Annotated in this window: 11 protein-coding genes; 2 read left to right on the top strand and 9 right to left on the bottom strand. The window is 55.1% G+C overall.

Going from position 1 to position 13,224, the window contains the following annotated elements; translation table 11 throughout:
• Positions 1-5: 5 nt before the first annotated feature.
• Positions 6-902, bottom strand: coding sequence for an ABC transporter permease (locus ACFFK0_RS09470; protein WP_377469957.1), 897 nt, complete (start codon positions 900-902; stop codon positions 6-8).
• A gap of 327 nt (positions 903-1,229) precedes the next feature.
• On the opposite strand from ACFFK0_RS09470, the gene ACFFK0_RS09475 reads away from it, so the two are divergent.
• Both ACFFK0_RS09475 and ACFFK0_RS09480 read left to right on the top strand, forming a co-directional pair.
• The gene (locus ACFFK0_RS09475) at positions 1,230-2,783 is read left to right on the top strand and encodes an ABC transporter substrate-binding protein (RefSeq protein WP_377469895.1); all 1,554 of its coding nucleotides are present in this window, start codon (positions 1,230-1,232) and stop codon (positions 2,781-2,783) included.
• A 291-nt stretch (positions 2,784-3,074) separates the two neighbouring features.
• A complete protein-coding gene (locus tag ACFFK0_RS09480; RefSeq protein WP_377469896.1) occupies positions 3,075-4,064 on the top strand; it encodes a ketoacyl-ACP synthase III in 990 nt (329 codons plus the stop codon).
• A gap of 20 nt (positions 4,065-4,084) precedes the next feature.
• On the opposite strand, the gene ACFFK0_RS09485 is transcribed toward ACFFK0_RS09480, so the two are convergent.
• The 8 genes from ACFFK0_RS09485 to ACFFK0_RS09520 all read right to left on the bottom strand — a co-directional run bounded on the left by ACFFK0_RS09485 (position 4,085) and on the right by ACFFK0_RS09520 (position 13,134).
• Entirely contained in the window at positions 4,085-4,399 is a 315-nt protein-coding gene (locus ACFFK0_RS09485) for a hypothetical protein (protein WP_377469897.1), read from the bottom strand.
• 1 nt (position 4,400) lies between these two features.
• Positions 4,401-4,754: an alpha-helical endospore appendage domain-containing protein gene (locus ACFFK0_RS09490; protein ID WP_377469898.1), complete on the bottom strand. Its 354-nt coding sequence runs from the start codon at positions 4,752-4,754 to the stop codon at positions 4,401-4,403.
• Positions 4,755-4,768: 14 nt separating this feature from the next.
• A complete protein-coding gene (locus ACFFK0_RS09495) occupies positions 4,769-5,068 on the bottom strand; it encodes a nucleoside-diphosphate sugar epimerase (protein WP_377469899.1) in 300 nt (99 codons plus the stop codon).
• Positions 5,069-5,179: 111 nt separating this feature from the next.
• Positions 5,180-7,315: a glycosyltransferase family 4 protein gene (locus tag ACFFK0_RS09500; RefSeq protein WP_377469900.1), complete on the bottom strand. Its 2,136-nt coding sequence runs from the start codon at positions 7,313-7,315 to the stop codon at positions 5,180-5,182.
• A 30-nt stretch (positions 7,316-7,345) separates the two neighbouring features.
• Positions 7,346-8,167 (bottom strand): glycosyltransferase family protein, encoded by an 822-nt coding sequence (locus ACFFK0_RS09505; RefSeq protein ID WP_377469901.1) that lies wholly within the window; start codon positions 8,165-8,167, stop codon positions 7,346-7,348.
• The gene (locus tag ACFFK0_RS09510; protein WP_377469902.1) at positions 8,167-9,165 is read right to left on the bottom strand and encodes a hypothetical protein; all 999 of its coding nucleotides are present in this window, start codon (positions 9,163-9,165) and stop codon (positions 8,167-8,169) included. Before ACFFK0_RS09510 ends, ACFFK0_RS09505 begins: the two co-directional genes overlap by 1 nt.
• Before the next feature lie 15 nt (positions 9,166-9,180).
• On the bottom strand, positions 9,181-10,041 hold the full coding sequence (gene galU, locus ACFFK0_RS09515) for a UTP--glucose-1-phosphate uridylyltransferase GalU (RefSeq protein WP_377469903.1): 861 nt from the start codon (positions 10,039-10,041) through the stop codon (positions 9,181-9,183).
• A gap of 168 nt (positions 10,042-10,209) precedes the next feature.
• Positions 10,210-13,134 (bottom strand): WIAG-tail domain, encoded by a 2,925-nt coding sequence (locus ACFFK0_RS09520; RefSeq protein WP_377469904.1) that lies wholly within the window; start codon positions 13,132-13,134, stop codon positions 10,210-10,212.
• Positions 13,135-13,224 lie beyond the last annotated feature (90 nt).

Here is a 13,224-nt window from a genome sequence, read left to right on the forward strand (position 1 = left end):
CCCCCTTAGAACAGCGCTTGATCGCGGTTGAATTTGCGGACCACCGCATTCGAAACGAGCACCAGTATAAATCCGACCAGCGACTGGTATACGCCTGCGGCGGACGCCATGCCGAGGTCCCCGAGCTGCAGCAGGCCGCGATATACGTACGTATCAATCACATTCGTTACCGGCAGCAGCATGCCCGAATCGAGCGGAACCTGATAAAACAATCCGAAATCCGCGTAAAAGATGCGCCCGATGGACAAGAGGACGAGCGTTGTGATGACCGGCATGATCAGCGGAATCGTAATATGGCGCACTTGCTGCCACTTGCCTGCTCCGTCGATGACGGCCGCTTCATAATACTCGTTGTCGATCCCTAGAATCGCTGCAATATAGATGACGCTGGAGTAGCCGACGCCCTTCCATGTGTTGACGATGATCAGGATCCAGGGCCAATACTTCGGCTCGTTGTACCAGGAAACCGGGTCCGCGCCGAGCATCGGCAGAATCATTTTGTTAAGCAGGCCGTATTCCGAACTGAGCAAGCCGTATACCAAGTAAGCGACGATCACTGCCGACAGGAAATAGGGGAGCAGCATCGCGCTTTGGTAAAACTTTTTGGCCAGCCGGTGCTTGACTTCATTCAGCAAAATCGCCAAAGCAACGGAGAACACGAGCGTAATGACGATGAATGCGGCGTTATACAGCAGCGTATTGCGGGTTATGACGAAAGCGTCGCTCGTACTGAACAAGTACTCGAAGTTTTTGAAGCCGATCCAATCGCTGTGCCATATGCCTTTGGCATAGTTGATGTTCTTGAACGCAATGACCGTGCCGAACATCGGCAAGTAGTTATTAAGCAGCAAGTAGACGATGCCCGGGAGAGCCATCAGCCATAGCGATTTGTACCGGTTCATCCGCTTCAGGAGCGAACGCCTGTGAGCAAGCCGGTTTGCAGCCGATTTTGCCGGTTTCGCCGATTTTGCCGGTTTTGCCGGTTTCGCCGTCTTCGCCGCCAGCTCCCGATTCCCTTCGTATGCTTTCATGTCAGCAGCTCCTTTACTTGATAAGCACATTATAGTTTCATCACGGACACCTCCCCTACCACATCTGTGACCTCAAATGATACGATTATGACATTCGAGCATGTTGCAGCTGTCGCCGATAGCCCATCTTCTCCAACGGGTTTGCAGCCCTTTTTATGTAAGCGCTTATTTGTTATATTGGGACTAGGAGGGATGCGAATGAAGCCGTTGCGCAAAGCCGCTCCCGCGTTTATTTTCTTCATGGCCGCAGCATTATTGGTTTCCTGCGAACAAGGCAGGGAGACGGCGCCTGCTTCCGCGACTGAACATCCTTCGACGATAGCGGTTATCGGTGAAGCGGCAGATCTCCCTCCCTATCATCTGGTCATGGCTTTTCCTTCGGGCACCGTTCCCAAGGACTTGCCCGCCGTTCAAGAGGCAATGAATACGTATGTAAAGAAAAAAATCAACGCCACCGTCGAATTGCGTCCAATCGATTGGTCCGTCTGGTATGAAGAAACCAACCTGATGTTCGTCTCCAACGAGCCGTTCGACTTGCTGTTCACGTCCTCCTGGCTATACCTTGGACAAGAGGTAGCCAAGAAGCAGATCATTCCTTTGGACGAGCTGCTTGACCGGTACGGGCAAGGCATTCAAGCTGCTCTTGATCCCACTTACATCGAAAGCGGCAAAATCAAGGGCCGCGTCTACGGCATCTTGACGAATAAAGAATTCGCCTCGACCAAAGGGATCGTCATGAGGAAGGATCTCGTCGACAAATACAAGATCGACCTCACTTCGATTAAGGAGCTGGAAGATCTCGAGCCGGTCTGGAAAATGATCAAGGACAATGAGCCCGGCATCGTTCCTCTTCAAGTCAAGTTCGACCGCTCGCCCTTGACTACCCTGCTCGGCTACGGCCAATTCGACATGCTGGACTCCGGCGGCGGACCCGGTGTGCTGGATCGCAGCAGCAAGGAGCTCAAAGTCGTCAATTTGTACGAAACGCCGGCCTATCGCCGCTATGCCGAGCTGATGCACAAATGGTACAAGGCGGGATACATAAATAAAGACGGCTCCTTGACGAGACAGGATGAATTTCATGCGGTGAAAGCCGGAAAGGCGTTTGCCTATGCCGAATCGCTGAAGCCGGGATTCGCTGCGCACGAGTACCGCAATACCGGATATCCGATGGTCGCCGTCGAGCTGACGAAGCCGTATACGACAACCGGGGACACAACGAGCGCGATGTTCGCGATTTCCCGCAACTCCAAAGACCCTGCTAGAGCTATGATGTTTCTGGATCTGCTGTATACGGACAAATACCTTCTAAATTTGCTCAACTGGGGAATCGAAAATAAGCACTACGTCAAAGTGTCGGAAACGATCATTGATTATCCGCCGGGCTTAACGGCTACAACGGTCGGCTACAATCTGAATTTGCCGTGGATGTTCGGCAATCAGCTGAACTCCTACATTTGGAGGAATGAAGATCCGGATATATGGGAACAGTACATAAACTTTAATAACGCTGCGGACAAGTCGCTGGCACTCGGCTTTATTTTCGATCCGGAGAACGTCAAGAACGAATTGGCCGCATGCAACAACGTCATCCGGCAGTACACGGGCGCGCTCAACTCCGGCGAGTTTGAACCGGAACGCATTCTTCCCGCGTTCAATGAAGCGCTGCGTGCCGCCGGCATGGACAAGGTCATTCGGGAGAAGCAGCGGCAGCTCGATGCGTGGGCGGCAAGTAAACTAGCGCAGCATTGAAGCAAGAAAAAACGGCTTTCGCCGTATTCCAGACGCGCTTGGTGCCCGGTGAAATATAAGCCGACTTATTGAGATCAGCGATATAAACGATTTGTAAATAGTATCGAGGCCTCCCGTTTGAGGGATAACCTCGTCTTTTTTTCTGCTGGGACTTGGTGTGGCTGATGCGGTTCGTTAACGGAGAGCGCAGAAAGGCTTTAGAGCATTTGACAACGCAGCCGACGAGGAGTATGATCTAAATTAGTACCTGGTACTAATACTTAGTAACAAAAAAATTGGAGGGATTTACCGATGTCTCTTGCCCCTCGCTCCAGCGCCCGCATCACCGCGCTTGGCACCTATGTCCCGGAACGCATCGTCACGAATGAAGAGATGTCCCGTATCGTCGATACGAATGATGAATGGATCGTGCAAAGGACCGGCATTCGGGAACGGCGCTATGCCCGTGAAGACGAATATACAAGTCACCTCTGCATTGCCGCAGTCGAGGATATGGTTCGGCGACACGGCTCCCGTCTGGACGATATCGATCTTATTCTGGTTGCGACTCATACGCCTGACGTACCTTTTCCGAGCACGGCCTGTCTCATCCAGACGCATTTCGGCATCCCGGCTGCAGGCGCCGTCGATTTGAATGCCACTTGTGCGGGCTTCGTTTACGGTCTACACATGGCTAATTCGTTTATCTCTTCCGGTTTGCACCGCAAAGTGCTCGTGCTCGGCGCCGATGCCTTGACGAAGATTACGAATTTCGAAGATCGGACGACGTGCATATTGTTTGGTGACGGTGCAGGTGCGGCGCTGGTCGAATATACGGAAGATGAAGGAGCATTCCTTGCCGCACACCTCGGCTCCGACGGCAAGGGCGGCAAACACTTGTACCGCGCCGGACTTGCCGACAGCCTCTTTGGAGAACAGCTTGGCGGTGGCGGCAAGCTTGTCCAAAACGGACGCGAAGTATACAAATTTGCGGTCTCGACGGTTCCGAAGGGGATCGAGGCGCTGCTGGCGCAAAGCGGCCTCCCCCTCGGCCGGATCGATGCTTTCATCCCGCACAGCGCAAATACCCGCATTATCGAATCGATTTGCGAGCGCAGCGGTATTCCGTTTGAGAAAGCACTGTACAGCAATGAGTATTACGGAAACACTTCGGCCGCGACGATCCCGCTTGCTCTGCAGCTTGGAATCGACGAGGGCCGGGTGAAGCCCGGCGACAAGCTGCTGCTGTACGGCTTCGGCGGCGGCTTCGTCCACGCCGGGTTAATCGTCCGCTGGGGATAACGGATAGGCGAAGCCCGCGATTAACGGCTTAAGCGCGGATGAAGCCATGGCGGCGCCGGTCGTCCGATGCGCCGGCGCTTGACCGGCGGTGCGGGCAGCAAAACCGCCAGCCGCTCGGCCATGTATCGCTCATAGCCGGCAATGGCCTGCATATATTCCTGAAGTCTCGGCACCGAGCCGGGCGCCAGGCGAATCGATGCTTCGACCTGATCGGCCAAGCATTCGCTGATTCGCGAGAGCGCCCGTTCGCTTCGGGCCAGCGACTGCAAAATCTCGAGCTTCAGCAGCTCCAGCTGCAGCTCCGGGTCCAGCTCCCGGTCCAACACATCGTCCATGTTACTTCCCGCCCAATCCTCCGAACAATCCTCCACCAAACCCTTCCAAGCCGCCAAGAGCGCCGCCCGCCGCAGCTTCCTTCTCCTCGGGGCCGATCAAAAGCTTCAGGTGGGCTCCCAATGAATGCTCCATTTTGGCCAGTCCGTCAATCACTTCGACCATCTGTTCGTGGATGTCCAGCGCTTGCCGCAGCCGGTCGGTGTGGCCGTCCAGCGTATGGGGCAGCATATGCAGCGTGATCCAATTTCGCGCCTTCTCCGCTTCCGTCGCTTTCGCATCCAGGATATCGGCGATTTCCTCCTGGAAACGGGCAACCGAATGGACGATCGCATACAACGATTGCTCTCTACTCATCTATGGCGTCTCCTTTACTCATCGTGACTCGGCTCGTTCAGTTGTTTCATAGCCAGCTCCAGATGCGTTGCCAACGCATCCTCCAGATCGGCCAGACTGTTCAAGTATGCCGAAATACTTTTCGTAATCAGGGAGGAATGCTCAATGACGGCGCCTGTGCCGCCCTCGAAGGGCGATTCGTCAGGGGTATGTGCGATCAAGCCTGCCATATGACAGACGACATATTTTTCCGCCTCCACAATTCTGACGAGCTCTCGTTGAGAATCGGCCATATGCTCCACGGTTTTAGTGATGTAGTTCTCCAGCTGCTCCATCCGGTTTTGCCTCCTTCGTCTGTCAATCCGTGCTGCTCCAGCATATGCGCCTAAGAGGACGCAGGTGCGGGCTGCGGCGTGCACGATGTAAACGGACAAGACGAACGGGGATTATCCCGCTCGTCTTGTCGCTTTCCTGCGCTGTGTTGCCGCTGCCCGCTTCTTTACTACCGGCTTGCCTTGCCGTTTCCGTGCCGCCCTCGCCTTGACGGGCCGCCTCTCGCCGGGCGCCCGGCGAATTCGAGCCGCACCTGCCGGCCGCTTGCCTCGCTTCAGCAGCTTCGGTACTTTCTGGCCAGGACGGCCTGCGATAATTTCGCTGTACACTTCGAGATACCGGTCGGCCATTTTCTTTGTAGTGAACCGCTCGATCACGTAGTTTCGAAGCGCCGCCGGAGACGGCATGGGCTCGTGCAGCACTTTTTGCACCATCTCATTGACATTCCGGCATATCAAGTTCGGGAAGCCCGCCAACACCTCGGGCACCGCACCGTTATCGAGCGCCAAGACCGGCGTTCCGCACGCCATGGCCTCGATCATGACAAGGCCGAACGGTTCCTCCCATATCGTCGGGAACAACAGCACATTTGCAAATTTCAACAAATCCTGCTTGCGCTGCCCTCCTACGGCACCGACATATTCGATTCTCGGATTCGCCCGGATCCGCGGCGCTATCACTTTGTCGAAAAGCTTCTGATCCTTGACCGGTCCGGCGATAATCAGCCTCTTGCCCGTCCGTTCGGCGACATCCAGCGCATGCAAAATGCCTTTCTCCCACAATAACCGACCGATAAACAGCATATATCCGCGCTTTTCTTCGCTAAATTGATACTCATCGGGGTTGATGCCGTTATATACATATAAGCCCCTATTGTCCCCCGTGATCTGCAGCGCTCTCTTGCTTACATACACGGAATGCTTTACCGGATTGCGATGCGGAAGATGATGCGTACATACGGTCGGAGTTTTAAGAAAGCGGCGTCCGACACTCGATTTGAACGAATGGTCGTGGATAATATCCACGTTCTTCGGCATCGTGCTCACGACATACGAACCGATTCGGTTCTCCGGCATGCCTTTCGGATACGGCATCAAAGCAGCCGCCGTCTTGCTTCCCCGCGAGGCATATAAATAAACCTCGTGTCCGCGCCGGACCAGCTCCTCCGTGAGCTCGTAAACGATTTTCTCCGTCCCGCCCTGATTCGTTGGGGGAACCGGCAGCGCATTCGGGAAATTGGACAGCACTTGCACGATTCGAAGCTTGCCGTTGCCGCGCTCGATCCGTTTACTTGAATCCTGGTAGGGGTTGCCGTACTTGAGCTGAAGCTCCGGCTGGGCCTCGAAGGCGCTGCGGTCGACTTGAGAAATCGGTTTGCCGTCTTCGAAATAATTATAGCTCCAAGGCATCCTTCTGAGCCGCTGATGGCCGGCTAGGTAAAGCTCCCGCAAGTAAATGCTCCGCATGACGTACAATCCATTCTTCTTATCGCCGATATGTGCATTCATAGAGGAAAGCATATCGCCCTCAACGTGGGAAAAATGAGCGAGGCGAAGCGGAACCCCGTTGACGAGATAGCGGCCCGGAGCAAGCCTTTCGACCTGTCCCCGTTCGTGGAGATTCCAATAGGCAAGATTGTAGCCCGGGTGATCCAGTGTTTGAACATCGAAATAGGCAGGGGCTAAATTCAACCAATTTTGTTCGTAAAATAGGCCGTTGGCATACTGGTTAGCGTAACAGTACCGGTCCGTCCGATCCGTCCACCAGCGAAGAAACCGTTCGCTCTCCTCGCTCCGCCGAAGCCCAAGGAAGCCGACGTTATACAGGCCGTGCTGCAAATAAGTTAAGTCCGCGTCTTGCAGCAAGTGAGGCGTCAGCACAATCGGATGCTCACGCAAAGCTTGCTCCAGCTCCTCCATCCGCCCGAACAGCTTCGTATCCGCATCGAGAAACAGGAAGTTCGTCTCGCTCGGATAAGCCTTCATCAAATAGCGGAGAAAATGTCCCTTCAGCGCATAGGACGCCTCATTGACCCGACGTGTAAATATAAATTTGTGAAAATTCGGAACCTCGATATCGCGCACGAGCATTTTACGGTCGAACAGCTTGCTCGAGCTCACCTCGCGATGCCACTTTTTCTCCAAATAACAGAGGACCATAAGCGCATCCGGATGATGCTTCTTTACCGACTTCGCCAGCACCTTTGCCCGGGCCAAATGGCTGCCGGTAGCCATCGTGCAGATGATCATCGCATTCGCCGCCTCCTTTTTCTGTAGAGATTAGCCGAGCAATTGTGCCGCATGAGCCAGCTCTTGTTCATATTCGGCAACGAGTCGAGCGATTACCGGGTCGGCGCGCTGCTCGTCGAGCAGTCCTCCCGGATTGGAGAAGCAGAAGGAGCGAAGCGCCTCGCCTCCGACGTTGTACCCGCCCCACGGCGCTGCACTCACCCGCCGGCCCTCTTCGTCGACATTCCAGGCTGCCGCCTGGTAGGCCGGATGGCGAAGCAGTGCAAGCCGGAACGGCACCATCCCGACACTGAGCCATTTGTCGCCGGCAAACGTTTCCCGGTCAGGTCCGTATAAGCTTTGCTCAATATGAGACGACCACCAGGATAGGAATCGCCGAGACTCCTCGCACTTACGCAGGGCGGCGAACCCCCCGTGCAAATAGCCACTGCGCAGTCTTTCAATTTCCCGGTTATCCCGTTCGGCAGGTTCCGGCTCAAGCCGGAACGGGGCGGCCAGCACGGCCTTGCGCTCCGTCCAGATCGTAAGTTCGTGGACGGGAGCGAACAGCCTCATATCCGGGTCCATATAGATGACCCGCTCCTCTTCATGAGCAGCAATAGGGTCATTATTGCTCAGCAGCCGGCTGAGCAGGAAAGCTTTCACAGCAGCTAAGCTCTCGGTGGAATCAATCGGATGTCCGTTATTGCCGACGCTAACGACTTCGTCGAAAGGCAGCGCGGAGGACATGGGCTTAAAACAATCAACCAGACACAGTACAAACCGTGCCTCCGGATGATGCTCCTTCACCGAACGTGCCAGCACGACAGCCCCGTTCATCTGCGCAGGGCCCGCGACCGTACAGAACAGCATTATGCAGCCCTCCTTTTGGTACGAACGTTTCGTCGGCTAGCGGTTTTAGGAATCGCACGCAATTTCCGTACAGAGGTCAATTTCCTCTTGCGAGATCGGAAGCCCGTGCGTATGCGTGTACGCATGCGTGCTCCCGAACGTCGCACCGGCGCTTTGTTCCGCTTGCTCTTTTTTTTCCCGATACGGCCGCCGCCTGCCATTTTTCCGGAAGACGTATTCCGCTTGACCCTGCTTTCCTTCGTAACGGGAGCAAGCCAAGGATTCCATGCTTTCTCCCCGTCGTAGAAGGAGACGTTCCCGGCATTGGCGGGATCGACGCCGAATTCCGCAAGAATGGCGGCATCGTAACCGTTGACGTGAGCAGTTCCATACAGCTGTGTGACAGCTCTGTATTGATCTCCTTCTCCGACTGGACGAGAGTGTTTCACCGGCGTACTGTCCAGAATAGCGATGCCACGTTCCGGATAGCCGAGCAGCTTTGCCCAGACAAGCCCGAGATGAAGACCGGTCAAGCTTCTGCCAAATGTAGGCCAGCACAACTGAAGCGACTCCCGGGAAAACAGCGGTGCCCGAGCATCAACATAGTGCGCATATCTCACACTATAGTCCAGCCGCCGGCTCATAACCGGACACGGTGCGTTTTGGGTAAAAGCCGGAACTGCCAGTCGCAGGCTGCGATCGTGAAACATTTCGAACATCCGGTTCAGCGTTCCGCCGTCGACCCGCAGATCGTCATCGGCGAGCCAAACGGACTCATACTGAAATATCACCTGCTGATTCGCAGCGATCAGCTCGAACAAAGCGGGGTACTTGCTTCCTTTTGACTCGCTGTAATATTCAGCTTCCCCCGCATATTTTCCCGGCTGATCGCCGTAATAACTGATCCACAAGTCAAACGTTCGCTCACCGTCCAGGCTAAGCCATTCCCGGTGAAGCGAAAGCTCGCCGGCTCTCACGATAACAAGGTGAGGGCGGCGTGTCGACAGCGGTTCGATCATCGTACTCCCTCCTTGTTATAGCAAGTCGCGCAGCTCCTTTGTCAGCTTCTCGCGAAGATCTTCCCGTTTGGCGGCCAGGGCAATCGTCGCCTTCACGTATCCCAGATGGTCGCCGACGTCATGCCAAGTTCCTTGAACCTCGCATGCGTAAACCGCTTCAAATTGATGTAAAGCTGCGATTGCATCGGTTAACTGGATTTCTTGACCGACCCCCGCTTCCTGCTTCTCGAGCATCTCAAATATCCTCGGGGTCAGCACGTATCGGCCGATCATGGCCAAGTTTGTCGGCGCATCCTCCGGCTTTGGCTTCTCGATCAGACGTGTTACGGCATGAAAACCATCATCGATCGTTTTCACGTCAACAATCCCGTAGTTCGACACATGGTTCGGATCCACTCGCTGCACGCCGACGACAGAAGTCTTATACCGATTGTAGCAATCGATCATCTGCTTTAGGCATGGCGTTTCCGAATCAATGAACGTATCCCCCAGAAGCACCGCAAACGGTTCATCCTGTATAAAATGTCTCGCGCACCAAATGGCATGCCCGAGCCCCTTCGGCTCCTTCTGCCGAATATAGTGGATGTCGATCAGCTCGGACGCTTCCTTCACTTTACGAAGCAATCCGTGCTTCCCCTTTTCTTCCAAGTGAGACTCAAGTTCAGGTGCCGCGTCGAAATGATCTTCAATAGCCCGTTTCCCTTTGCCCGTTACCACGATAATATCTTCGATTCCCGAAGCGACTGCTTCTTCCACGATAAATTGAATGGTCGGTTTATCGATGATCGGCAGCATTTCCTTCGGCATCGCCTTCGTCGCCGGCAAAAACCGGGTGCCCAGGCCGGCCGCTGGAATAATCGCTTTGCGAATCTTCACAACGGTTCACCCTTCCTATGAGTGGTTTGAATGCCTTCACTTTGTAGTTTATGCCAGGCCATCCCTGCGGACTTGGACGAATACCTTGCCTGTCTGAAAATGTACAATTGCCCCCGAAAATAAAAGGACAACCGCCTTCGGCGATTGTCCGAACCGTGTTGTATGAAGTTATGCCTTCGACCCGAAGGCCATCCAATGAACGCTTCCTTCCAGGGGGCGCGCCCCCGCATACATCCGAATCAAGCTGATTACGACGCTGTCGCGCTCTCTTGCTCGCAATACGGCGAAGCATTCGGGACGGTCGCTCATCGCCACGACGACGTACGCTTGGTCCCCGAACGGCTCCGCCAGCGCGATTGGAACCTCCACTTCAGTCTGCTCGGCCGGTATCGTAAAGGCCGCGATTCCAGCCTGCTGCATGACGTTCGAAGAGCCCGCTGCCGCCTGTACGGGCACGAAGCTCAGCTTCGTTTCGTCCACAGACTTGTCAGCCAGTTTCCCTGCCGTTACGCTGCCGTCCGCCAGTCTCTCGCTGGTCAGCAGCAAATCCCCGAGGTGCCGGGGCTGAATGGCGCCGTCCTTGATGTGGAGCGCCTCGACCGATTCCGGCGACAGATGCACCGATTTAACGGCGCGGACATCGAGCTTATCGCTGCTGATGCTGCTGCCCGCCAGTTTGTCGCGGGTGACGGAACCGTTCTGCAAAATATCGGCACCGACCGAATTCGGCGCCATCGCATCGAAAGTAACCGCCTGCCTTTTCAAGTGAATGGTGTCAATTGCTTCCGGACGGATATGCCTGCCGTCCACGGCATCCGATGCCAGCTTGTCGCCGGTAACGGCCCCGTTGGCCAACTTCGCAGCGGTTACCGCAGAATCCGTCAGTTTGTCGCTCGAAACCGCTTCGGCAGCCAGGATGGACGTAGTTACGGCATGGACAGCAAGCTGCTTCGTCGTGATCGTCCCGTCCTCCAGGTGATCGCGCGTTACGGCGCCAGGCGCCAGCTTGGCACCTGTAACGGATTGATTTTGCAGCAAATTCGTCGTAATGGCTCCAGGTACGATATGTTCGGCAGTGACGGCTTTTTGCTGAATATGCTGTGTCCCTACGGCTTCCGCCGCAATCCGGTCCGCAGTTACCGAGCTTTCCGCGAGCTGCTCCGAGCCGATTGCACCTTGACCGATATGCTCGCTTTGCACGGCGTTCGCCGCAAGCTTCGCACTCGTTACGGCGCCGTCTTGCAGCAGCGCCGAATCGATCGACTGCTCCTTCATATGCTGCGCGCCGATCGCTGCGGCCGATATATGCTTGGATGCGATGGAACCTTTGCCGATATGATCCGGCCCTACCGCTCCCTTGGCAATATGAGCAGCGTTAACAGCTCCGCTTGCAAGCTGTTGAGGGCCGATCGCCCCCGGAAGCAGCTTCTCGGCGGTGATGGAACGATCCCTGAGCAATGCGGAAGTAATGGCTTGATCTTGAATATGCTCCGCTTGAACCGCTCCCGGCACGAGGTGTGCGCTGTAAATGGAGCGTTTGGCAATCTTCTCGCCTCCGACCGCACCCGTTGCAAGCTGGTTCGAGCCGACGGCGCTGTCGGCGATATGCTGCTTGCGTATAGCTCCGGCTGCAATTTTATCGGCGGTTACCCCTTCATCACGCAGTACCCAAGTCGTTACCGATTGCTCCTGCAGCTGAGCCGTACCGACGCTGTTGGAGCTTAAGTGCGTCGAACGAAGCAGCCCGTCGGCCAGATGCTCGGCGGTGACCGATCGCGCGGCCAATTGCTCGCTTCCGACTGATCCCGGCGCCAGCTTATTGGAAGTTACCGCTCCATCGGCAATCGTATCCGTATGAATCGCCCCGCGGCTAACGTGATTGGCGCCTACCGCACCGTCGGCGAGCTTGGCGCCCGACACCGCTTGATCAGAGAGATGCGACTCAAAAATCGCCGAATCCGCAATGTGATAGCCTTCAATCAATTCATGAGGCAGATGATCCGCTCTGATCGAGCCGGGAGCCAGCTTCGAACCTCCGATGGCGCCTTCCGCCAAATGTTCAATTTCAATCGCGCCAAATGTGATATGCTTCCCGGCAATCTGCCCCTGAGCGATATGATAACCCATCACACTATTTTCGCCCAATATCTCCGCTCTCACTGAACCTGGTGTCAAATGCTCGGCACTCACACTATTCGGAGCTAGCTTACTAGCGGTAACCGCACCGTTCGCCAGCTTGGATTCGGTAACTGCCCCTTCGCCAAGCTTCGCAGAGTCGACGGCACCGTTCGCCAGCTGAGGCGAATCGATGGCCCCGCTCTTGATTTTCGAAGCATCTACAGCCTGATCGCCCAGCAATTCCTTCGTAATGGTCAATGGGGCCAAATGATGCGGCTGGATCGCTCCCGGCGCAATTTTTACCGCATCTATCGTTTTATCCGCGAGCTTATCGGACGTAATGCTGTTATCCAGCAATTTATCGCCGGATATCGAGCGGTCACGAATTTTGTCACCGCTTATCGACAGATCTGCAACATGTTCTTCATTGACCGCGCCTTCCGCGATTTTGCTTCTCGTCACACTGGCATCGGCGAGCTTCGTATGGTCGATAGACAAATCCATAATGGCGCGTCCACCAATACTTTGCGGCTTTATTTTCCGTTCGTCGATCGATCGGTTTGCGAGCTTCTCTTCCGTTACCGCTTCATCCACTAAATCGTCCGTGTACACCACCGCTTGGGATTTTACAGCCTTTCGTTCATTCAGCAGAAGGAGCGGCGCCGGCAGCTTAGACGGAGGCCTTACCGAATCCGGTCCTGCCGGCTGCTGTTTGCCGGACAGCGGTTTTGCCGAGGACGTCTTCTCTGTTGGTACGGCTGTTTCGGCGACTTGGGCGACCTTGGCTTTCGGTTCATCATAGTCGAATAAGTTATCTTCGTTCATAATTGCATCTTCAGTGACCTTTTTGACAACCGTTGACTTGGTCGTAGCGGCAATTTTATTCGGATCCTTTGCAGGCTTCGCCCTATCGTCAATAAACTTCAGCTCGTTCACTCGAGCGTCCAGATACTGAAACTTGTTTCGCTTCTTCACATGGAAAGCCCCTTCCCCTGAATATCTGACACTTGTAACATATGCTTATGCCATTAGGGCAGTTGCCTTCTTCAGACAAAATGTGCGTTT

It is taken from the genome of Paenibacillus chartarius, assembly GCF_042432825.1.
GTDB classification, from domain to species: Bacteria; Bacillota; Bacilli; order Paenibacillales; family NBRC-103111; genus Gordoniibacillus; species Gordoniibacillus chartarius.

Excerpts from the sequence above, each read along its gene's own strand:
- ACFFK0_RS09470 (WP_377469957.1), bottom strand. The coding sequence starts at position 902 with ATGAACCGGTACAAATCGCTATGGCTGATGGCTCTCCCGGGCATCGTC.
- ACFFK0_RS09475 (WP_377469895.1), top strand. The coding sequence starts at position 1,230 with ATGAAGCCGTTGCGCAAAGCCGCTCCCGCGTTTATTTTCTTCATGGCC.
- ACFFK0_RS09480 (WP_377469896.1), top strand. The coding sequence starts at position 3,075 with ATGTCTCTTGCCCCTCGCTCCAGCGCCCGCATCACCGCGCTTGGCACC.
- ACFFK0_RS09485 (WP_377469897.1), bottom strand. The coding sequence starts at position 4,399 with ATGGACGATGTGTTGGACCGGGAGCTGGACCCGGAGCTGCAGCTGGAG.
- ACFFK0_RS09490 (WP_377469898.1), bottom strand. The coding sequence starts at position 4,754 with ATGAGTAGAGAGCAATCGTTGTATGCGATCGTCCATTCGGTTGCCCGT.
- ACFFK0_RS09495 (WP_377469899.1), bottom strand. The coding sequence starts at position 5,068 with ATGGAGCAGCTGGAGAACTACATCACTAAAACCGTGGAGCATATGGCC.
- ACFFK0_RS09500 (WP_377469900.1), bottom strand. The coding sequence starts at position 7,315 with ATGATCATCTGCACGATGGCTACCGGCAGCCATTTGGCCCGGGCAAAG.
- ACFFK0_RS09505 (WP_377469901.1), bottom strand. The coding sequence starts at position 8,167 with ATGCTGTTCTGTACGGTCGCGGGCCCTGCGCAGATGAACGGGGCTGTC.
- ACFFK0_RS09510 (WP_377469902.1), bottom strand. The coding sequence starts at position 9,165 with ATGATCGAACCGCTGTCGACACGCCGCCCTCACCTTGTTATCGTGAGA.